Origin of the sequence: Collimonas sp. OK242 (genome assembly GCF_900107095.1) — a bacterium.
Classification (GTDB): Bacteria; Pseudomonadota; Gammaproteobacteria; order Burkholderiales; family Burkholderiaceae_D; genus Collimonas.
The window spans coordinates 111,318-132,136 of sequence record NZ_FNOR01000015.1; the positions used below are offsets into that span (position 1 = coordinate 111,318).

Here is a 20,819-nt window from a genome sequence, read left to right on the forward strand (position 1 = left end):
AACCATGCCTCCTGAATTCAACCGCCTATGCATTTCCCTGGCGCTCATGATGATCAGCGTATCGGCCTCTGCCAAAACCATGGTGTACGTGTCGAACGCCGACAGCCGCGATATCTATGTCATGGAACTCAATCAGACGGATGGCAGCGCCGCCATGGTGGAGAAAGTGGCAACCGGCGGCACCGTCATGCCGTTGGCGGTCAGCCCCGATCGCCGCTTCCTGTACGCCTCGTTGCGTTCCCTGCCGTACTCGGTCAGCAGCTTTTCCATCGACAGCCAAAGCGGCAGGCTGAACCTGCTGTCGACCGTGCCGCTGGCCGACAATATGGCTAACCTGGCGACGGACAAGAGCGGCCGTTTCTTGCTGGCGGCGTCCTACACCGGCAACAAGATTTCCATCAACCAGATCACCGCCAAGGGCGATGTCGAAACGCAGCCGGTGGCTGTCATTCCAACCCGCGAAAAAGCGCACGCGATAGCGACTGATCCTTCCAATGCGCACCTGTTTGCCAGCAACCTGGGCGGCGACATCATCCTGCAATATCGATTTGATGCGGCTAGCGGCCAGGTCACGCCAAACGTCCCGCCGTATGTAGAAACCAGGCACGGCGCCGGTCCGCGTCATTTCGTGTTCGACCGCCGTGCGCGTTTTGTCTATGGCACCAACGAGCTGGACGGCACGTTGAATACTTATCGCTATGATGCAGCAGCCGGCAGCATGACGCTGCAAACTTCCGTTTCGCTGCGGCCGAAAGATTTTCAAGGCGGCGCCCTGGCGCCGGCGGATTTGCATCTGACGCCGGATGGCCGTTTCCTGTATGCCTCGGAGCGAACCTCCAGCACGCTCGCCGGCTTTGCGGTTGACGCGGACAGCGGCGCACTGACATCGATCGGCAGCTTCCCGACGGAGACCCAACCGCGCGGCTTCAATATCGATCCCAGCGGGCGGTTCCTGCTGGCGGTCGGCCAGCAGTCCAATCGCATGAGCAGCTACGCCATCGACCAAAAGACCGGCGCGCTGCATCTGCTGCATCAGTATGAGATGGGAAAGAATCCGAACTGGGTCGAGATCATCGATCTTCAATAGTTGATATCCCTTATGGGAGGCGCTCCTGGCATGACTCCACTCGATAAAATCACTCGCCGCCAGCCGCCTGGGCGCGTCTCGCGGCGCTTTTTCATGGGCGGCAGCGCCGCTGTCTTGTGCACCGTGATAGTCGGCGGACCATTGCTGTCGCATGCCGCGGCCGCCGTCTCGAATGGTGTGCAGAACGCCCCGGCCAAAGATGCATTCCTGCAGATTTCCCTGTTGTTGAGCGGGCATGCCGAGTTGCCGCCGGCGCAGACCGAGCGCTTGTATCAGGCACTCGGCGCCGCCGACGCGAATTTCGCCGTGCAGGTCCAGGCCTTGCAGGCATTCATAGCGGAACGGAAATTGAACGCTGCCAGTTTGCAAGCCGCGCTGGATAGCGAGCAAGCTGCATTTACCGCTTTGCCGCGCCGCATCCTGCTCAGCTGGTATGTCGGCGTCGTTGGCAGCGGGGCGAAGGCCAAATGCGTAGCCTACGAAGATGCGTTGATGAACCTTGCCGTCAGCGATCAGCTGCGGCCACCCAGCTACGCCTATGGCGCATACGGAACATGGTCGGCGCAGCCTGTCGGAAAGGCGGGGGGGAGAGCATGAATGGCACAACATCCGCAGACGTCGTTGTCATCGGTTCCGGCATCGTCGGCGCCACAGTCGCCCAGCGCCTGGCAATACAGGGCGTTTCGGTATTGATACTGGAAGCCGGGCCGAGATCCGATCGCGGGACCATTGTCGCCAATTTCCGCAATTCGCCGCGCAAGGACGACTTCATGTCGCCTTATCCCTTTTCACCGTGGGCGCCGCATCCGCTCTATAAGCCAGACGATAACGGCTATCTGGTCCAGGCCGGCCCGTATCCGTATCCGGCTGAATATATCCGCATGGTCGGCGGCACCACCTGGCATTGGGCGGCGCAGGCCTGGCGCGTGCTGCCTAATGACATGCGCATGAAAACGCTGTATGGCGTCGGCCGCGACTGGCCGCTCTCGTATGAAGAACTGGAACCGTTCTACCATGAGGCTGAAGTCAAGATGGGCGTCAGCGGTTCGACCAAAAACGGCTCGCCGCGCGGCCAGCCTTTCCCGATGCCGCCGGTAGCCGAATCCTGGGCGCAACGGCGCTTTCGCGAACGCCTGGCGCCGGCCGGTTACGAGGTGATAGAAAATACGGTCGCGCGCAATAGCCGGAATTATGATGGCCGGCCGGCGTGTTGCGGCAATAATAATTGCATGCCGATCTGTCCTATCGACGCCCAGTACCACGGTGGCCTGGCAGCGGATAGCGCCGAGGCGGCCGGTGCGAAATTGATCGCGAACGCTGTCGTGTATCGCATCGAACACGACGCCAAGGGCCGTATCGCAGCTGTGCATTATTACGATCCGGATAAAAAATCCTATCGTGTCACCGGCAAGATCTTCATTCTTGCTGCGAATGGCATCGAAAGCCCGAAACTGTTGCTGCTGTCTGCCAGCGATAAATATCCCAAAGGCTTGGCCAACAGTTCCGACACCGTCGGCCGTCACCTGATGGATCACCCTAGCAACAAGCTGACCTTCGATACCGAGGAGGCCAACTGGCCGGGGCGCGGACCGATGAGCCCGGCTTCCATCAATCATCTGCGCGACGGCGCTTTCCGCAGCGATCATGCCGCATTCCGTATCGATATCAGCGATGCTTCGCAAGTGCTGGCGATCACCCGGGAGCTGATTGCCAAGGGCGTCTACGGCGTCGATCTGGAGCAACAGCTGCGCCATCGTGCGGCGCGCCAGGTCAGCCTGAAGAACGTGATGGAACAATTGTCCTTGCCGCAAAATCGCGTGGTGCTGAGTAATCGCAAGGACGCCTTGGGTATTCCGACGCCGCAAGTCCACTATGAAATGGATGACTATATCCATCGCGGCATGGCGCTGGCCCGCATCGAATACGGCAAGATCGCGGCGCTGATGGGCGGTAGTAACCTGCGTTACAGCGATGAGGGCAAGTACAGCAATAACCAGCACATCACCGGCACGTTGAGCATGGGCGGCAATCCGGCTGAATCCGTGGTCGACAGCTACGGCCGCAGCCATGACCATGAAAACCTGTTCATGGCCGGCACCGGCATCATGTCGACCTCGGCTACTGTCAATTCCACGCTGACGGCGGTAGCCCTGGCTTTGCGCAGCGCCGAATCGATCAGGGCCTCGCTTTGATGATGACGATGGCAAGGACTGCACCGATGAAAACAAGATGCATGGCCGTGCGCGGGTTCGGTGCGGCCGCAATGCTGGGCATGGCGCTATGGTCGCTTACCTCCGCGTGGGCAGCGAGCGACGACACAGTACAGCGTGGCAAATATCTCGCCACCGCGGCCGATTGCATCGCCTGCCATACCGCCGCCGGCGGCAAGCCGTTCGCTGGCGGCGTGGCAATCAGCACGCCGCTTGGTGCGATTATCTCCACCAATATCACGCCATCTGAAAATGCCGGCATCGGCGCCTACACGTTGGCGCAATTTACGGATGCGCTGCGCAAAGGCAAGCGTGCCGATGGCGCGTATCTGTATCCGGCGATGCCATATACCGCCTACGCCAGCATCACCGATGAAGATGTGGCTGCGCTGTATGCGTATTTCATGCAGGGCGTGGTTGCCGTTGACAGCAAACCAGCCGCAACCAGATTGCCGTTTCCTTTTAACGTGCGTTCATCGCTGGCGGCATGGAATGCCATGCATCTGGACGGCCGGCCGTTTGTCGCGGATCCCGGCAAGAGCGCCGAAATCAACCGCGGAGCCTATCTGGGTCAGGCGCTGGCGCATTGCAGTGCCTGCCATACGCCGCGCGGCGCGACCATGGGCGAGTTGAGTGAGCGCAGCCTGGGCGGCAACAGCCTGGGCAGCTGGTATGCACCCAACATCAGCTCGGATGTTAACAGCGGCGTCGGCAGCTGGAGCACGGAACAACTGACCGCCTACCTGAAAACCGGCCGTGCAGGCCTGAAAGCGCAGACAGCAGGGCCAATGGCGGAAGCCGTCGATCACAGCCTGCGCAACCTCACCGAGCCCGACTTGCGCGCACTGGCCCTATGGCTAAAACAGACACCGCCCATCCACGACGCCGCCGATACCAGACCGCCAGATCAATGGGGGACGGCCGCCGATTACACCGGATCGATTCGCGGCGTAGCGTTGCCTGCGGACCGACGTCAGATGACCGGCCCACAGGTCTATGACGCTTATTGCGCCACCTGCCATCAGGCCAGCGGCAAAGGCACGCCGGATGGCGGCTTGCCGCCCCTGTTCCACAACACGGCGCTAGGCCATGCCAACGGCGACAATCTGGTGATGGCGATATTGCAGGGGGTGCAACGGCAAGCGGATGTGCCGGGCGCCACCATGACTATGCCGGCATTTGCGCGGACGCTGTCGGATCAACAGATTGTTACGTTGAGCAATTTCCTGACGCAGCAGTTCGGTCATCCTGAGGCCAAGGTTACGGTGCAGCGTGTCGGCCAATTGCGCGCCGGCGGTACGCCGTCGCCATTGCTGAAGTGGGTCTGGCCCGGCACGGCAGGTGTCATAGTTTTATTTTCGTTGTTGCTGTTCCGGTATCGGCGGCGCCATCGTTAACTGAACCTTTCAGTTGAATCGCGAGAGCGAGGGACTGTTCATTCGCTCTCCAATGGCTGGCGGAAAGCGGCATGCTGACTTCCCGGGGCTAGTGCATCTGGAACACGCGGCCCGCCCGCCGCGCTGCCGCAGCCGGATACAGTGGCGACGGCGCACGCAGGTTTTCGCAATAACAGGTGTACACCATCTTGATCACATGGTCGTCGGCGGAAGCGATGGCCGTGGTGAACAGGTCTTGCCACGTGTCCGCATTGTCGGCCAGGATATCTTCTTCCGCCAGCGTGGCGTGTGGCGTGGCTAGAGGCGGCGCACCGATCGATACATAGGCGGCACAAACCGCTATCCACAAATCCGGCAGTAAACGTTGCGCCAGCGTTGCCGGCAAATGCGCCAGGACGCGGCGTGCGGCGTGCAGGCCGGTGACAATATGCAGCGCAGTGAAATTATTGGTTTGCCAATACAAGGAAATTGCCGCTTGCGCCATGTCGTCCAGCAGCTGCGGCTGCGTCGGTGCGGCCGGCAGCGTCGCGTAAAACGACGGATTGGCGCTCGCCGCCCGCAGGCGCGCTACAATCCAATCGCCAGTGAATGTCGTACCGTCCATCGCGTGCGACAATAGCGCCAAGCCTTGATTCACCGAAGCGGCCGGCACGCGCTGCTGCGCGCCCATGTCGATGTGCAGATTGCCGCTGACCAGTGCGGCCAGTCCGGCCGCGATTTCGCCGACATGCTCTGCCTCCAGGCCGTATCCGAGCCGGATCAAGGCATGAAAAGCACCGCTTGCAGGAGCAAACGGTATCCTGCTCAGCACCTGTTCGAGGACGGCATCCGCGCCGGCGCTCCAGATCCATTCTTCAAAATGTCCGCGCAGGGCGTTGAATGCGCTGGCATCGCCTACGGATAACGGCCACGATGCGCGATTGACGGACTTGACGACGGGTTTGGCAAGCAACGCGAAGCGGCCTTCCCATCTATCGAAAAATTCCTGCAGGCGCGCCGGCTGCGCACCCATGCCGGCTAATGCGCAAAGCGCCATCGGGCAGTGATTGCTCATGCCGTTGTTGTCAGCTGCGAAGCGGGCGTTGTCGTCGAGCAGCCGGTGCAGAGTTGGTTCGTGCAGTCGTTGATTCATGTCATTGGCTCAGGATCAGTGGTAGACCAACACAGTATGCAAGTTCAAGTTAGCTTGAAGTCAATCAGAATTTTTTAGATGAAAGATTGCAAATTGCTATGCGGCTCTCTTAAAGATGACGCTGGCTTTCAGCCCGCGCAGCCGCTGCGCCTGTCCCAGCTGTACTTCGGCCTGATGCAGTTCGGCTACGTGCTTGACGATGGCCAGGCCAAGGCCGCTGCCGGTCGCTTGCGGCACCAGGCAGCGGTAGAAGCGGTCAAAGACACGCTCCCTTTCCGCCGGCGGAATGCCGGGGCCGCTGTCTTCTATCTCCAGCAGGATGTCATCTTGCCGGGCCCGGATGGTGACGTCGACCTGGCCGCCGCTGGGTGTGTAGCGCACCGCATTGTCGATCAGATTGCGTAGCAGGATGTGCAAATGATGCTCCGATCCTATGACGGCGCCCGCGTCCAGTTGTTCCACGCCGAGGTTGATCTTGCGCATGTTGGCATAGGGTATGAGATCAATCGTCACCTCGCGCGCAATCTGGTGCAGTTGCAGCGGCACGTGCTGATCCTGGATAGCGGCGGATTCGAGGCGCGACACCATCAGAAGTTGTTCGAGCAGATGACTGGTTCTTTTCACGCCAGCCTTCAGATCGGCCAGTGCATGCGCTTCGCGCCCGCTCCCCAGCGATTGCTCCACCAGCTGGGTTTGGATTTGCAAGGTTGCCAACGGCGTGCGCAGTTCATGCGAAGCATCGGCGATGAATTTTTTCTGGCCTTCCAGCGCGATGCTGAGACGCTGCAGCAAGGTGTCCAGTGCCTGCGTCAACGGCTTGATTTCGGCGGGCTGGTCTTGCGAGGCCAGGCGTCCCAGCTTGTCGGGCGTGCGCTTTTCCAGTTCTTGCGACAGGCGGGTCAATGATTGCAATCCGGTGCCGACACTCCAATGTATCAGCAAGCCCATGATCAGCAAGAAAATCAGCAGCGGTATCAGGGAGCGCAGCGCATGTTCGACGGCGATGTTGCGCCTGCCGCTCAACGATTGCGCCACCTGGATCAGGTTGCTGTCAGTCTTGCGGATAAACAGCTTCCACTCGCTGCCACGCCATCGCACCTCGCTGAATCCGGGCGTTGCGAAGCGCGGCAGGAGGATGTCGGGATGGGAGCTATAGCTTAATTTTTCGTTTCGATCCCAAATCTGCAAGATGCTGTCGTCGCCATCGTATTTCAGCGGAGGCGCGCTTCTTTCCAGGTCGCTGTTGCTGAAATGGGGCGGAATGGCAAATGCAATCTGGCTCATCTGGTCGTCATAGATATCGGCCAGCAAAGCGCGGTCGATCAGATAATCCGCCAGTACAAAACATGCTCCCAGGATGGTTAATCCGGACAGCAGCCAAAACAGCAGGCGGTTCCTAATTGACACACGAGTTCTCGCTGGCAGCCAGCATATAACCCAGGCCGCGGATATTGCGGATAACGCCGGGAGATAATTTTTTCCGCAATGCATGGACATGTACTTCGATGGTGTTGCTCTCAACCTCATCGTTCCAGCCATAGACCTTGTCGACCAGTTGCGCGCGCGACAGCACCGCGCCGGGCTTTTCGATCAGGGCCGCCAGCACCATCAGCTCACGGCTGCTCAGGGAAATATTCTTACCCTTGTAGGCGACGGTATTGCTGGCCGGGTCGAAATGGATATCGCCATGCGTCAGCAACGGGCTGGTGCGGCCGCCGCTACGTCGCAGCAATGCGCGCACGCGTGCCGCCAGTTCATCCAGATCAAAGGGTTTGCTCAGGTAATCGTCAGCGCCGGCGTCGAGTCCTTCAATCCGGTTCAACACGCGGTCGCTGGCTGACAGAATGATCACCGGCGTGCTGTTGCTGTCGGCGCGCATTTTCTTCAGCACTTCCAGTCCCGATTTGCGCGGCAATCCCAAATCCAGCAATACGGCCGAATAGGACTCCGCAGCCAGAGCGGCTTCGGCGGCAATCCCGTCCTGGGTCCAGTCAACGGTAAAACCATAGGGATAGAACCCTTTACGGATGCTATTGCCCAGCATGTAGTCGTCTTCTATCAGAAGTAAGCGCATCGGAGGTCTTGGCCTGGTCGACCTTACAACATAGCAGCCGATTATGACGAGCGCATGAAATGCGCGGGCGATTGACGTAAATCAGACAGATTCGGGCAGATTCGGGCGAATTTTTCGCAGATCATTTTCGCTTAATTTTCAAAGCTTATGCTTCGCCCCGAACTACGGCCAGCACGCTCCGTTCCCTGGCTGCAAGCCATTCACTGAACATCTTCTTTCGATTTTTACGACACGATTTGAATTCAAAAAAAGGAAACCTAGAAATGAAGCGCCCTAGTTTGAAGCCGAGTTTAAAACCGACTACCCAGCAAGTCCTGCATGCATTGGCTGTCATGTGCATGGCCGCACCGATTATCGCCAGCGCGCAGCAAGCAACCGATCTCGGCGCGGTCAGCGCCAACGGCGGTTCCGGCACCGTTGAAGTGACCGGCAAAGCCGTCACCGCCACTACGACTGCACCGTCGCAGGGTTCGCTGACGGCGCGTTCGGCGCAATCGATAGTGAGCGATGAGTTCATCCGCAATCTCACTTCGCCGGTAGCCGATTTCAGCCAGGTGCTGCAGATGACGCCGGGCATGTACAGCTACAGCCCGAACGGCGTCGGCCTGGGCGATACCAAGACCTATTTCCGCGGCTTCTCCGACGGCGACTACACGGTCAGCTTCGACGGCATTCCATTCCAGGATACGAATAGCCCGTCGCATCACACATGGGCATTTTTCCCTAGCCAGTTCCTGGGCGGCGCGGTAGTCGACCGCAGCCCGGGTTCGGCGGCGACCATCGGTCCGGCCAACTTCGGCGGCTCGGTCAATCTGCTGTCGCGTAACCTGGAACCGGAACAACGCAGCAGCGTGTTCGGCTCATACGGTTCATTCAATACCAAGATCTACGGCGCCGAGTTTGAAAGCGGCCAGTTCGGTCCGGACGGTTCCTCCAACCTGTTGGTGAACGCCCATCAGATGACGTCGGATGGCTATCAAACCTACAACAAGCAAACACGCGACGCAGTGTCGCTCAAATATCAATATGCGATTACCGACAATACGGCGCTGACCCTGTTCGGTTCCTATATCGACCTGAAATCCAATACCCCCAATACCAAGGGTGCGACCCGCGCCCAGATCGCGCAGTTCGGCGACGATTATTTGCTGAGCAATAATCCCAAGCAAGCTAACTACTGGGGCTACAATTTCTACCATGTCACCTCAGACTTCGAATATGCCGGCCTGAGCTCGAATCTCGGCGGCGGCTGGAAGCTGGACGACAAGCTCTACACCTACGCTTATCATAATCAGCAGAATTACAACGGCACCACCATCACGGCCACCAGCGGCACCGACAAGCTCAACAGCTACCGCACCTACGGTAACCTGCTGCGCTTGAGCCAGGAATCCGGTTTCGGCATCCTGCGCACCGGCCTGTGGGCGGAAAACGCCGATACCAATCGTTATCAGATTCCATCCGATCCACGGACCTGGGTCGACGCGGTGCTGCCGAATTTCCACGAGCGCTTCAAGACCACTACCTTGCAGCCTTTCGTCGAATATGAATTCCAGCCTGCCAAGGATCTGAAAATCACGCCGGGCGTCAAATATTCGTCGTATCGCCAGGATCTGACCCAGTATGCCGATAACGGCAAGACTGTCGGCAAGCTGGGCGGACTGCCTAGCGTCGAGCATGCGGTGACTTATAGCACGGTGTTGCCGTCGTTCGACGTCCATTACCTGCTGCAGCCGAACTGGTCGGTCTACGGCCAGTACGTGGTTGGCGATGAAATTCCGCCGAGCAGCGTATTCGATGTCAAGAACGCCAACGTCACTGCCTTGCCGTCGTCGATCAAGAGCAAGACCTTCCAGATCGGCTCGGTCTGGAAATCCGACCGCTTTACCTTCGATATCGATGCTTACCATATCAAGTTCGATAACGCCTATTCGTCCTTTACCGACAACGCCGGCAACACCACCTTCTTCGCCAACGGCAGTTCGACCACCCAAGGCGTCGAGGCGGAAGGCAACGTTGTCCTGGGCGCCGGTTTCAGCCTGTACGCCAATGCCACCTACGGTACCGCCAAGTACGCCAGCGGCCAATGGATAGCCAGCGCGCCTAGCGATACCGAGACACTGGGCTTGAACTACAACCAGGGCGGCTGGGATATCGGCTGGCTCAACAAGCGTGTCGGCACCATGTACAACGATAACGGCAGCGTGCACCAGGCAGTCAAGATCGCGCCGTTCACGATCTCCAACCTGTTCGTCAACTACACGATCAAGCATCCGGCGCAATTTATCAAACAGGCAAAGATCCAGTTCGGCGTCAACAACCTGTTCGACAAGCACAGCATCGTCGGTGTCAACCCAGCTTCCACTGCGACCTCGGCGCCGGCGCCGGGCGATGTGCTGACGCTGTTGCCGGCACGGAGTTTGTCGTTGGCTTTGAATCTGGATTTCTAAAGTCCCAGCGCATTCGATCCATCGGGAGAGCTTTGCTCTCCCACTTACCTGAATCCACATCATGAATATTTCACACCTGCTTGAACTGGCCAACGAATCCGGCGGCACGCTGTACCTGATGCTGGTGCTGTTGCTGGTCGCCTTGACCGTCATCATCGAACGCGCACGCTACTTGTCCAACATGCAGCACGGCGGCGAACAGATCATCGCCATGCTCAAGCGCGAAGATGGCGGACTGCTGCCGCAAAAACTGGCGCGCCTGCCGCATGGCCGCCTGTTCGATGTGCTGCAGCATGCGCCGGCCAGCATTGACCGCGCCACTTTCGACGGCCATCTGGAAGAAGCCATCATGCATGAAGTGCCGGCGCTCGACCGCTCGCTGTGGCTGCTCGATACAGTTGTCACGCTGGCGCCGCTGCTCGGTTTGTTCGGCACGATCATCGGCATGTTCAACGCTTTCCACATACTGGGCGATACGCAGAACGGCGCGGCCCAGGTGACCGGCGGGATTGCCGAGGCCTTGATCGCGACTGCGTCCGGCTTGTTTATCGCCATGATCGGCCTGGCTTTCTTCAACGCCCTGCATACGCGTGTGCGCATCGTGCTGCATCAGCTGGAAACGATCAAGGTCATGCTGCTTAATCGCCATGACCGGCTGCAACCGCGGGTCGCCTCCGGGGTATCCAATGTGAAGTCGATCGCCCAGCCGTCGATTTCCCATCCGGCGGCGAGGGCTTGAGATGCGTTATCTGGAAACCAAGAAGGCCAGGATAGAAATCATCCCGATGATCGATATCATGCTGTTCCTGCTCGTCTTCTTTGCGATGCTGACGCTGCGCATGATCCCGGCTTCCGGCCACCTGACCAAGCTGCCGACCAGTTCCACGGCTGTCAGCATTCCTGCGCCCAAGCTGCTGGTCGAGATCCGGCAAGACGGCAGCCTGCTGGTTGAGGGGCAACAGCTGACGCCGACGCAATTGACCGACAAGCTACGCCGGCAGGACAACAGCAAGACCGCGGTCACCATCGCCGGCAATCAAACCGCATCGCTGCAGCAGGTGATGGCGGCTATCGATGCCATCAAAAAGGGCGGCGTCACCGAACTCGGCCTTGCGACCCGCAACGGCGATAGTCAATAAAGGCGGCAATGTTGATAAATTTCCGCCACTTCCCGAGCCGCGCTTTTGCGCTGGCGATCCTGGCCGAGCTAGGCATCGTCGCCGTGGTGGCGCTGATGCTGGCAGGCGCGGCATCGTCCAGGCCGGCCCTGTCGGAACCGGTGCCGATCACGCTGGTCAGCGAGGAACCGGCGCCGCCGCAACCAGCTCCGTCAACGCCACCAGCGCCGCCGCCACCGAAGCCGGTACCGCCGGTAGTCACGCCAAAGTTGCAGGTCCAGCCCAAAACCAGGGTGGCGCCGCAGAAACCCGCAGCGCCGGCGGCAGTCCCGACTCCTGAGCCAGCGCCTAGCGCACCGGCGCCGGTAACCGAAGCGCCGACCGCTTTCTCCGAGCCGGTACGGACACCGCCTGCGCCACCGCCAGCTGGCGACAAGGGCGCGCCTGACGCCGAGTACGCGGCCAAGGTCAAGGCTGCGGTGCAAGCTGCCGTGGTATATCCGCCGGCAGCGCTGACCCTGCATTTTGCCGGGCGAGTGCGTGTCGAGTTCCATCTGCGCGACAGCGTCGCCGGCCAGGCCCGGATTGTCAGCGCCAGCGGCGTCGGCATGATCGACCGCGCTGCTTTGCAGTCGGTGCAAAGCGCCAGCTATCCGGCGCCGCCAGCCGACATGCAGGGCAAGGACCATGTGTATCAGGTTTGGGTCGAATTTAAATCCTGATGTCTTGATATCGACTTGATTTTATCGATTCGCTTTTTTATCAATCCGTTTTTTATTTGAAAGTACCGTCATGCGTAAATTCATTGCTTCCGTACTGCTCATGTCCTTCGTCGCCTGCAGCGCAGCGGTGCAGGCGCGCGAGGAAACCCCATTCATCACGTCGAAGGAAATCGACCTGATCAAATTGCTGCCGCCGCCACCGGCCAACGATTCGCTCCAGACCAAGGCCGAGCTGAGCGAAATTCTCGCCTTGCAAGCCGCCCGCACGCCGGAAATGGTGGCGCGTTCGCAAGCTGACGCCACAGAAAATATCTGGCGCTTCGCCGATGTGATGGGTGTCAAATTCAAACGCGATCAACTGCCGCTGTTCGCCAAATTCTTCGAGCGCGTGGTCGCTTCGGAAGGTGCTGTGGTCGATACTTACAAGGATGTCTGGAAGCGCCCGCGTCCATTCATGTATAGCGAACAGGTCAAGCCGGTGGTCAAATTATCCCGCTCCGGCGCTTACCCGTCGGGCCACGCAACAGCCGGAACGCTGATGGGCATCGTATTGGCCAACATGGTGCCGGAAAAACGTGCCGAGATCATGGCCCGTGCCGCCGAATACGCCAACAACCGCATCATAGGCGGCGTCCATTACCGTTCCGACATCGAAACCGGCCGCATCACCGGCACCGTGATCGCCGCCAGGTTGCAGACCAGCGACGATTTTAAAACCGGGTTCGACGCCGCGAAGAAAGAGTTGCGCGGCGTGCTGGAACTGGGGCCGGAGCCGGCCGAGAGCATGTAAGCCTGGGCGCTGTCTCATGCTGCGAGAAAGCCAATCTTCGGGTTGGCTTTTTTTTAGCTGCCGTTTATAGGAGCCGCCGGCGGCAAGGCAATGATTACCGTGCGCGGCATCGAGAACTTGCAATCGGAGCTGCAAAATCCGGCATCCTGCTACCGCAGCCATTACCCGGACACGATTATCGATGCCGATGGCGGCGATGTCCGCAATACCGACGCAGCGCTGGTCGCCGCTGATGTATTGGTGATTCCGATCGATTCCAGCTAGCAGACGTTTTAAATAACGATGAAACTCGTTGCATGCAGTGGCGCGTACTCCGTAGTCCGTTAAAGGGGGCAGAGTAATTGTCGCAAAGGGCGCGGAAAAAACTCTGACCCCATTCAACTACACTGGCTCCATGTCGAAATGTCCGAGATAATCGATCTTGCCGACGGCGACTCCTTTGTGCCGCAAGATGTCATGCGCCGTGGTCACATGAAAGAAAAAATTCGGCAAGGTAAATGTCAGCAAGTAAGCATCCCCCCGCAAAGTAGTTTTGAATTTGCCAAAACTCAGCGTCACCGAACGCGTCTCGCTCCCCTGCAAATCCTCCAGCCGTACACTCTCCAAAAAAGCAATCGTGTTCGCCACCCGCGCCTGCAACTCCGCAAACGTCACTTCATTATCCTCAAAACGCGGCGCTTCGATCGCCGACAAACGCCCAATCGCATTCTTCGAAGTATCGCTGGCCCGCTGTACCTGCCCCGCCAGTGACAGCATGTCCGGCGCCAGTTTCGCGTTGACCATCTCGGCAGGATCGATATCGTTGGCCTTGGCGTACGCCTCCGCCTTCTCCAGGTAGCCAGCCAGCACACCCAGCCCACGCACGAACACCGGAACGGAAATTTGATACATCGACAAGGATTGCATGTTGAACTCCAAAAAGGAAGGATATACCCGGACCATCATCCTATCCGTTTTGACGCAACGTCGCATGCCATGAAAAATCAACGCCCGGATTCATTTCGGCAACGGCCGGGCTGATATAAAAAAAGAGACAGGCCAGCGCCTGTCTCTTAAATCATGAAACCGTCGAATGCATCAGGCTGTAGCGAGTATCAAGCGCTCGTCCAGTTCCATCGACTGCTACGTAATTGTCTAGCTGGAAAGATCATTTATCCTTAGCGCTGACAGGCTGCTGCACCGCGAATTTGACATTGGATTTGAGCAGATCCGATTCATCGCCAAGTATCTGTGCGGCTTCGTTCAGCAATACGTCTTTCGCATTCTTCTGCGCTTTTTCCGCCGCGATGTCGGCACTCAGGCTGCGTTCGTTGGCTTGCAAACCGTCGTCTTGGCGGTTCAAATCTACGTCGCCAGCGTCATCTTTGTCATTCGCGTCGCCAGCGGTGGACTTGCCGCGCGCCTTGAGACGGGCTTCCTGCTGTGCCATCTCAGCACGCCTGTCAGTTTCGTTGAGAGAGATGACGCGCTTCTTGCGTTGCACATTCAATTCAGTCACGTCTTCCAGGAAGCGCTGGAAATCCTTGTTCTTCTCGACGCGCGCATCATGCCGGCTCTGGATCTGCGGCAGCAGATTTCTCAAATCGCCGTAAGGCACATAATCCGCCGCCTTGACCTGTGACCACGGCAGCGCGTTATCGTAGCTCGATTCGCCAAAAGCCTCGGTATCCGAGAAGCCGGGCAAGCTGATGTCCGGCGTTACGCCGCGCAACTGGGTGGTGCCGCCGTTGATCCGGAAAAATTGCGCGATGGTCATCTTCAATTCACCGAACTTCGGCTTGTCGTTATGCGTGAGTTCGTCAAGATTGACCATGGTCTGCACGGTGCCTTTGCCAAAACTGGCTTCGCCGATAATGATGCCGCGGCCATAGTCCTGGATCGCCGCCGCAAAAATTTCCGATGCGGAGGCCGAACCGCGATTGATCAGTACTGCCAGCGGGCCGGTCCAGGCGGGAGTCTGGCGATCGTCGGCTTCGACGTTGACGTCGCCGCGCGCATTGCGCTGCTGCACGATCGGACCCTTGCCGACAAACAGGCCGGTCAGGTCGACTGCTTCCGTCAGAGAACCGCCGCCGTTATTGCGCAAGTCGATCAGGACGCTGTCGACCTTTTCCTTTTTCAGGTCGGCCAGAAGTGCCGCCACATCGCGGCTGGCGCTCCTGTAATTCTTGTCGCCTTTGCGCCGCGCATCAAAATCTTCATAGAAGGCGGGCAGGGTAATCACACCCACTTTGCGGGTGAGGTCGCCGTTCTTGGTGGTGATGATGGACTTCTTTGCCGCCTGTTGTTCCAGGCTGATCTTGTTACGCACCAGGCTGATCAGTTTGTGCTTGCCATCCGGGCCGGCATCGGCCGGCAATATGTCCAGGCGCACCACCGTGTCCTTGGCGCCGCGAATCTGTTTGACGACGTCGTCAATCCGCGTGCCGACCACATCTGTCATGGCACCCTTTTCGCCTTGCGCCACGCCGACAATCCGGTCGCCGACCGCAAGCTTGCCGGACAATTGCGCCGGACCGCCTGTCACCAGTTCGCGTATGGTCGTGTATTCATCCCGCTCCTGGAGCACCGCGCCGATGCCGACCAGGGAAAGCTTCATGGAGATATCGAAATCCGCCGCCGCAGTCGTGCCCAGATAATCGGTATGCGGCTCAATCGATGTCGCATAAGCGTTCATGAAAATCTGGAACACATCGTCGCTCTTATACTTGTAGGCGCGCGTCAGGGAGTTTTCGTAGCGCTTGCCGAGCGTATCGCGAATCGCCTGGTCCTTCTTGCCCGCCAGTTTCAGGCGCAGCCAGTCGTTCTTGACACGCTTGCGCCATAGCTCGCGGCTTTCGGCTATGGATTTCGGCCAAGGCTCCTTATCGCGTACAAAGGAATAATCTTCCTTCTGGCTAAAATCGAAGCCTTGCTTGAGCAATTCGCGCGCATAGGTCAGGCGTTCGACTATGCGCTGTTCATACAGGTTGAAAATGGCGAAAGGAATGTGCAGGTCTTCGCGATAAATTGCGTCGTCGAGTTTATTTTGTTCGGCGGTAAATTGATCGATATCCGCTTGTATGAAAAAGAATTTTTCCGGGTCGAGCAACTTGATATAACGATTGATGACCTTCGCGGACAGAGCGTCGTCCAGCGGCACCGGTTTGTAGTGGAAACGGCTCAGGAATTGCGCGCTCAGGTGGGCCGCTTGCGCTTGCTGCTGCAATGGCGCCAGAACTGGGGGTGGCCCGGCCTCCAACGCATGGGCGGCGGTGGAAATTGCCAACAGTACACATAACAGACTATTTCTTAGGCGCATATAACCTTCAATTCGATGTTCGGTGATGATTTGAGCAGCAAGTGCATTAATTTCCCCCCGCTTATCAAGAGTATTCGCAGGCATGTCCGCCGGGAGGTCGAGCGCAGTGCAATTCGACCGGCGCGCAGGACAAGCGTTCAATTTGACTAATTCTACTTGGCTTTACTTAAGGTTTGCTTAAACCGGCTTTTCCGGACGGACTTGCCATGAGAGCCATCAAGCGCCATCAGTATAGTATTTATTTGGCAATTTCGAGGGCTGTCTCTGGGAGGAATCTTGGGGGCTGCGCGGCGGCGACAGTACTGAGGCATCCACTGCAAAATATTTCTAAATGGAAATGAACTGTCTCTCCATGGGCAGGTCTGACATTGGTCCCGCATCGTATGCTGCTGCTATCGCCGGAAGATGAATTGCAGTGTCGTCAGCGCTGGCGCGGCAGTGGCTCCCCCGTAGTTCTTCGCTGTATCTGTTTCAGACACGGAGTATCAAGACCATGGCAAAAATTTCCAAAGTTCCAAAAGTACCTCTGTCCGGCAGCGAACGCAGCGTCGTTTCCGGAGCACTATGCATAGGCGCAGCAGCGCCCTCCGAACAAATTGAAGTGACGATAGTCATGCGCTGCAATGCGGAACAAGAATTGTGCGATATCGTCGATCAGCAAAGTACAAGCGAGAGCGCAGGCGCGCCTGCAGCAACACATGCAGCACATCTTTCACGTGAAGAATTCGCCCGTAGATTTTCCGCCACGCCACAGAACATTGCCAGGGTCGCCACCTTTGCAGGCGATCACGGGTTGCAGGTAGTGCGCGAGAATCCGGCCTGCAGCACCGTCACCCTGTCCGGCTCAGTGGCGCAGTTCAATCAGGCATTCGATGTCGATCTGCAGCGTTATGAATCGCATCTTGGCAGCTATCGCGGACGTACCGGCGCCGTCAACATTCCTGCCGAGCTGCAAGATATCGTGATAGCTGTGATCGGCCTCGACGATCGGCCGCAGGCCAACGCGCATTTTCGTCTGCAGCCGCCTTTCCGTTTTGCTGCGCACAAGGTTGCTACCTCCCTGGTGCCGACGCAGCTGGCATCCTTGTATGACTTTCCCGACAACCTCGGCAAAGGCCAATGCATAGGCATCATCGAGCTGGGCGGTGGCTACCGGGCGGCCGATCTGCAAACTTATTTTTCAAAACTCGGCGTTACGCTTCCCAGCGTCACCTCGGTCATGGTGAACGGCCCGGGCAACCAGCCCAGCGGCGATCCTAACGGCGCCGACGGCGAAGTGGTGCTGGACATCGAGATCATCGGCGCGCTGGCGCCGGAAGCGCATATCGCGGTGTATTTTTCGACGAATACAGATGCCGGTTTTCTCAATGCACTCAACAGTGCGGTACACGACAGCATCAACCAGCCATCCGTCATTTCGATCAGCTGGGGCAGTGCCGAACCGCGCTGGACGCAGCAAGCCATGCAAGCTTTCAACGCGGCGTTGCAAGCGGCAGCTGCGATGGGGGTTACGGTGTGCGTCGCCTCCGGCGACAACGGCTCGGGGGATGGCGTGGCAGGCGGCAACCATGTCGATTTTCCGGCGTCCAGTCCGTATGCGCTGGCTTGCGGCGGCACGCGCCTGCTCGCTGCCGGCAATGCGATCGAGAGCGAAGTGGTATGGAATGACGGCACGCAAGGCGGCGCCGGCGGCGGTGGCGTCAGCGCGGTTTTCGCGCTGCCGGCCTGGCAACAGAATCTGGCCCTGGTCGGCAGCAATGGCAAGAGCCAGCCGCTATTGAAGCGCGGCGTGCCTGACGTCGCCGGCAATGCCGACCCGGCCACCGGTTACCAGGTCTATATCGATGGCAGCGACGCGGTGGTGGGCGGGACCAGTGCGGTGGCGCCGCTGTGGGCAGCATTGTTCGCACGTATCAATACCGCGAACGGCAGCGCGGCCGGTTTCGTCAATCCGAAACTGTATCAGCAGCAGGCCGCCTTTCATGATGTCACACAGGGTAACAACGGCTACTATGCCGCTGCGCCGGGATGGGATGCCTGTACCGGACTGGGCAGCCCCGACGGCAAGAAACTGGCAAGCGTGCTTTGATGTGCGGTGGCGGCTGATCGGCCAGCCGCCGATATCTCTGAAACGTCTCGGAAAGGAAGTGATCATGAGCTTCAATTTTGCATCGATCCGCGCCAAAGGCTCGCCGTTAGACCAGCCTTATTTCGATCCTGCCGCCTACGGCAACGGGCCGGGCGATTCAGTTGCCGATTCGAGCGAGAATGCAGCCATCACGCATCACAGCATGCAGATCGGCAAGCGGGCCTATCCGTACCAGGCGACTGCGGGGCATCTGGTGGCGGTCGACGCCGATAATTCACAGCCTGCCGCAAAAATATTCTATGTAGCGTTTACTGCCGACGTCAGCGACCGCAACACCCGCCCAGTCACTTTTTTCTATAACGGCGGACCGGGCTCATCCTCGGTGTTTGTCATGCTGGGGTCGTTTGCACCCAAGCGCATCAAGACCTCCATGCCGGGGTTCACGCCGCCGCCGCCCTATACCCTGGAAGACAATCCGGACAGCCTGCTCGATAAGACCGACCTGGTATTCATCAATCCGGTCGGCACCGGTTACTCTGCCGCCATTGCACCCTACAAAAACCAGGATTTCTGGGGCGTGGACCAGGACGCCAGATCGATCAGGCAATTCATCAAGCGCTACCTCACCGCGAACGACCGCTGGAATTCGCCGAAATTCCTGTTTGGCGAATCGTATGGCACGCCACGCAGCGCCGTGCTGTCATATCTGCTGCATGAGGATGGCGTCGATCTGAACGGCATCACCTTGCAATCGTCGATTCTCGATTACGCGCAAGCGGGCAATCCGGTGGGCGCGTTGCCGACGGCGGTAGCGGACGCCTGGTATCACAAGAAAACCCATCTGACGCCGCCGCCGGCCAGCCTGCCGGCGCTGATGGCGAGCGCGGCGCTGTTTGCGCGCGGCGACTACGCTACGGCTTTGGAAAAATCCCCAAAATCCGATCCGGCGACCTTGCAGAAATTGAGCGACTTCACCGGCATCGACCCAGGCACGCTAACCGCCTGGGGGCTCGATATAAGCGCCGGCGATAGCAACGGCAGAACGCTGTTCCTGCACAGCCTGCTGCAAGACCGGGGGCTGGCGCTCGGCTCTTATGACGGCCGCGTCACCGGCGTCGATACGGGGATCGCCGCCGATATATCGCCAAACTCAGGCGGCAACGATCCGAGCATGACTGCGGTGTCGGGCGTGTATACGGCGATGTGGAACTACTACCTGAACGACGGTTTGAAGTTCACATCGAATTCAGCCTTCACCGATCTGAATGACAAGGCATTCCAGAATTGGGATTTCAGCCATATCGATCCGACCGGCGCGCAAAAGGGCATCGATGCCAAGGGCGGCATCATCTTGTACACGGCCGGCGACCTGGCCGCGACGATGAGCTTGAACGTCGATTTGAAAGTGCTGTCTGCCAACGGCTATTACGATTTCGTCACACCGTTCTACCAGACCGTCATGGATCTGCAGAAAATGCCGCTGGCAGATCCCGTAGTACGAAAAAACCTGAGTGCCAGGTTCTACCCTTCGGGCCACATGGTTTATCTGGAGTCCGGATCGCGCACCGCCTTGAAAGCCGACGTGGCGGCGATGATGGACGCTGCGACTTCCGATCATCAGGCGATGGCCAGGATCCGGACGTTGCAGACGCTGAAAACGGAGAAACGCCGCAACTAGCTTGCGGCTGATTCATCGTCGCGCATCGCAGCCAGCGATGCCCGCTGCTGTCCTTGCACATCGAAGTTCTCCGGCGCCAGCCATCTCTCAAACGCTGCGCGCAGCGCAGGCCATTCGCTGTCTACGATGGAGAACCACGCGGTATCGCGGTTGCGTCCCTTGTAGACGACGGCTTGGCGAAATATCCCCTCAAACTGGAAACCAAGACGCTGGGCCGCCTGGCGCGAAGGCGCGTTCAAGCTATCGCATTTCCATTCGTAGCGCCGGTAGCCCAGCTGTTCGAAGATGTGCTTCATCAACAGGTACTGGACCTCGGTGGAAACCGGGGTGCGCTTCAGAAGCGGCGAGAACGTCACGAATCCGACTTCGATGACGCCGTTCGCCGGGTCGATCCGCATCAGGGCCAGGGTGCCGACTGCGCGGCCGGTCTTGCGCTCGATCACTGCGTAGTGCAAGGGATCGGGGCTGGCTGCGGCGCGCTCGGCATAGCCGCGGTAGCTCGCTGCATCGGCAAACGGGCCGACCGACAAATAGGTCCAGTCGCGCTCATCCGGGGCTGTGCTGTAGGCCGCATAGAGGTCGGCGGCGTGGCGCTGCGGATCCAGCGGTTCCAGACGGCAGTAGCGGCCTTCGATCAAGTTGCGCGGCGGCTTCGCGCGTGCGCTCCAGCCGGGTACAGGTGCGCCGATCGGCTGCTGGTATGAATTCAAAATGTCGGACATAAATTGCTCCTAGGTTCCAAGCTGCATGAAGTTAGACGTGTGTCGGTCA

At 58.8% G+C, this 20,819-nt stretch carries 17 protein-coding genes and 1 pseudogene; 12 read left to right on the forward strand and 6 right to left on the reverse strand.

The window, feature by feature from the left end:
- Nucleotides 1-4: 4 nt before the first annotated feature.
- Genes BLV81_RS17365 through BLV81_RS17380 form a run of 4 tightly spaced genes read left to right on the forward strand, consistent with a single transcriptional unit; the run spans nt 5 to nt 4,694 of the window.
- The gene (locus BLV81_RS17365; protein WP_092358542.1) at nt 5-1,087 is read left to right on the forward strand and encodes a lactonase family protein; all 1,083 of its coding nucleotides are present in this window, start codon (nt 5-7) and stop codon (nt 1,085-1,087) included.
- A 30-nt stretch (nt 1,088-1,117) separates the two neighbouring features.
- Complete coding sequence (locus BLV81_RS17370) at nt 1,118-1,684, forward strand: sorbitol dehydrogenase family protein (RefSeq protein WP_218134291.1); 567 nt, start codon at nt 1,118-1,120, stop codon at nt 1,682-1,684.
- Nucleotides 1,681-3,279, forward strand: a complete 1,599-nt coding sequence (locus BLV81_RS17375; RefSeq protein WP_092358544.1) for a GMC family oxidoreductase — start codon at nt 1,681-1,683, stop codon at nt 3,277-3,279. The genes BLV81_RS17370 and BLV81_RS17375 overlap by 4 nt, the downstream gene beginning before the upstream one ends.
- A 26-nt stretch (nt 3,280-3,305) precedes the next feature.
- The gene (locus BLV81_RS17380) at nt 3,306-4,694 is read left to right on the forward strand and encodes a cytochrome c (RefSeq protein WP_255365313.1); all 1,389 of its coding nucleotides are present in this window, start codon (nt 3,306-3,308) and stop codon (nt 4,692-4,694) included.
- An 88-nt stretch (nt 4,695-4,782) separates the two neighbouring features.
- Here BLV81_RS17380 and BLV81_RS17385 read toward each other — a convergent pair whose 3' ends face one another.
- The 3 genes from BLV81_RS17385 to BLV81_RS17395 all read right to left on the reverse strand — a co-directional run bounded on the left by BLV81_RS17385 (nt 4,783) and on the right by BLV81_RS17395 (nt 7,900).
- The gene (locus tag BLV81_RS17385; protein WP_092358546.1) at nt 4,783-5,826 is read right to left on the reverse strand and encodes a questin oxidase family protein; all 1,044 of its coding nucleotides are present in this window, start codon (nt 5,824-5,826) and stop codon (nt 4,783-4,785) included.
- 96 nt (nt 5,827-5,922) lie between these two features.
- The gene (locus tag BLV81_RS17390; RefSeq protein WP_255365315.1) at nt 5,923-7,233 is read right to left on the reverse strand and encodes an ATP-binding protein; all 1,311 of its coding nucleotides are present in this window, start codon (nt 7,231-7,233) and stop codon (nt 5,923-5,925) included.
- Complete coding sequence (locus BLV81_RS17395; protein WP_092358548.1) at nt 7,223-7,900, reverse strand: response regulator transcription factor; 678 nt, start codon at nt 7,898-7,900, stop codon at nt 7,223-7,225. Before BLV81_RS17395 ends, BLV81_RS17390 begins: the two co-directional genes overlap by 11 nt.
- A 263-nt stretch (nt 7,901-8,163) precedes the next feature.
- On the opposite strand from BLV81_RS17395, the gene BLV81_RS17400 reads away from it, so the two are divergent.
- The 6 genes from BLV81_RS17400 (at nt 8,164) to BLV81_RS23950 (ending at nt 13,244) form a co-directional block, all read left to right on the forward strand.
- Complete coding sequence (locus tag BLV81_RS17400) at nt 8,164-10,350, forward strand: TonB-dependent receptor domain-containing protein (protein ID WP_092358550.1); 2,187 nt, start codon at nt 8,164-8,166, stop codon at nt 10,348-10,350.
- Nucleotides 10,351-10,411: 61 nt separating this feature from the next.
- Nucleotides 10,412-11,089 carry a MotA/TolQ/ExbB proton channel family protein gene (locus BLV81_RS17405; protein ID WP_092358552.1) on the forward strand — a complete coding sequence of 226 codons (678 nt, stop codon included), beginning with the start codon at nt 10,412-10,414 and terminating at the stop codon, nt 11,087-11,089.
- Between the two features lies 1 nt (nt 11,090).
- Nucleotides 11,091-11,489 carry an ExbD/TolR family protein gene (locus BLV81_RS17410; RefSeq protein ID WP_092358554.1) on the forward strand — a complete coding sequence of 133 codons (399 nt, stop codon included), beginning with the start codon at nt 11,091-11,093 and terminating at the stop codon, nt 11,487-11,489.
- A gap of 8 nt (nt 11,490-11,497) precedes the next feature.
- A complete protein-coding gene (locus BLV81_RS17415; protein ID WP_092358556.1) occupies nt 11,498-12,190 on the forward strand; it encodes an energy transducer TonB in 693 nt (230 codons plus the stop codon).
- A gap of 70 nt (nt 12,191-12,260) precedes the next feature.
- Nucleotides 12,261-12,980: an acid phosphatase gene (locus tag BLV81_RS17420; RefSeq protein WP_092358558.1), complete on the forward strand. Its 720-nt coding sequence runs from the start codon at nt 12,261-12,263 to the stop codon at nt 12,978-12,980.
- 90 nt (nt 12,981-13,070) lie between these two features.
- On the forward strand, nt 13,071-13,244 hold the full coding sequence (locus BLV81_RS23950; protein WP_176992877.1) for a hypothetical protein: 174 nt from the start codon (nt 13,071-13,073) through the stop codon (nt 13,242-13,244).
- A gap of 117 nt (nt 13,245-13,361) precedes the next feature.
- Here BLV81_RS23950 and BLV81_RS17425 read toward each other — a convergent pair whose 3' ends face one another.
- Together BLV81_RS17425 and BLV81_RS17430 are read right to left on the reverse strand one after the other, a co-directional pair.
- On the reverse strand, nt 13,362-13,886 hold the full coding sequence (locus BLV81_RS17425) for a DUF1993 domain-containing protein (protein ID WP_092358603.1): 525 nt from the start codon (nt 13,884-13,886) through the stop codon (nt 13,362-13,364).
- Between the two features lie 241 nt (nt 13,887-14,127).
- Nucleotides 14,128-16,248: a carboxy terminal-processing peptidase gene (locus tag BLV81_RS17430; RefSeq protein WP_369823894.1), complete on the reverse strand. Its 2,121-nt coding sequence runs from the start codon at nt 16,246-16,248 to the stop codon at nt 14,128-14,130.
- 526 nt (nt 16,249-16,774) lie between these two features.
- Between BLV81_RS17430 and BLV81_RS17435 the strand changes: the two genes are divergently transcribed.
- A complete protein-coding gene (locus BLV81_RS17435; RefSeq protein WP_092358562.1) occupies nt 16,775-18,370 on the forward strand; it encodes a S53 family peptidase in 1,596 nt (531 codons plus the stop codon).
- On the forward strand, nt 18,267-20,048 hold the full coding sequence (locus tag BLV81_RS17440) for a S10 family peptidase (protein ID WP_255365316.1): 1,782 nt from the start codon (nt 18,267-18,269) through the stop codon (nt 20,046-20,048). The genes BLV81_RS17435 and BLV81_RS17440 overlap by 104 nt, the downstream gene beginning before the upstream one ends.
- A 2-nt stretch (nt 20,049-20,050) precedes the next feature.
- Here BLV81_RS17440 and BLV81_RS17445 read toward each other — a convergent pair.
- A pseudogene (locus tag BLV81_RS17445) lies at nt 20,051-20,770 on the reverse strand (GNAT family N-acetyltransferase); the annotation flags it as partial.
- Between the last annotated feature and the right edge of the window lie 49 nt (nt 20,771-20,819).

Bases quoted from the DNA above. Each gene is read 5' to 3' on its own strand.
- BLV81_RS17365 (WP_092358542.1), top strand. From the start codon at position 5: ATGCCTCCTGAATTCAACCGCCTATGCATTTCCCTGGCGCTCATGATG.
- BLV81_RS17370 (WP_218134291.1), top strand. From the start codon at position 1,118: ATGACTCCACTCGATAAAATCACTCGCCGCCAGCCGCCTGGGCGCGTC.
- BLV81_RS17375 (WP_092358544.1), top strand. From the start codon at position 1,681: ATGAATGGCACAACATCCGCAGACGTCGTTGTCATCGGTTCCGGCATC.
- BLV81_RS17380 (WP_255365313.1), top strand. From the start codon at position 3,306: ATGAAAACAAGATGCATGGCCGTGCGCGGGTTCGGTGCGGCCGCAATG.
- BLV81_RS17385 (WP_092358546.1), bottom strand. From the start codon at position 5,826: ATGAATCAACGACTGCACGAACCAACTCTGCACCGGCTGCTCGACGAC.
- BLV81_RS17395 (WP_092358548.1), bottom strand. From the start codon at position 7,900: ATGCGCTTACTTCTGATAGAAGACGACTACATGCTGGGCAATAGCATC.
- BLV81_RS17400 (WP_092358550.1), top strand. From the start codon at position 8,164: ATGAAGCGCCCTAGTTTGAAGCCGAGTTTAAAACCGACTACCCAGCAA.
- BLV81_RS17405 (WP_092358552.1), top strand. From the start codon at position 10,412: ATGAATATTTCACACCTGCTTGAACTGGCCAACGAATCCGGCGGCACG.
- BLV81_RS17410 (WP_092358554.1), top strand. From the start codon at position 11,091: ATGCGTTATCTGGAAACCAAGAAGGCCAGGATAGAAATCATCCCGATG.
- BLV81_RS17415 (WP_092358556.1), top strand. From the start codon at position 11,498: ATGTTGATAAATTTCCGCCACTTCCCGAGCCGCGCTTTTGCGCTGGCG.
- BLV81_RS17420 (WP_092358558.1), top strand. From the start codon at position 12,261: ATGCGTAAATTCATTGCTTCCGTACTGCTCATGTCCTTCGTCGCCTGC.
- BLV81_RS23950 (WP_176992877.1), top strand. From the start codon at position 13,071: ATGATTACCGTGCGCGGCATCGAGAACTTGCAATCGGAGCTGCAAAAT.
- BLV81_RS17425 (WP_092358603.1), bottom strand. From the start codon at position 13,886: ATGCAATCCTTGTCGATGTATCAAATTTCCGTTCCGGTGTTCGTGCGT.
- BLV81_RS17435 (WP_092358562.1), top strand. From the start codon at position 16,775: ATGGCAAAAATTTCCAAAGTTCCAAAAGTACCTCTGTCCGGCAGCGAA.
- BLV81_RS17440 (WP_255365316.1), top strand. From the start codon at position 18,267: ATGTCACACAGGGTAACAACGGCTACTATGCCGCTGCGCCGGGATGGG.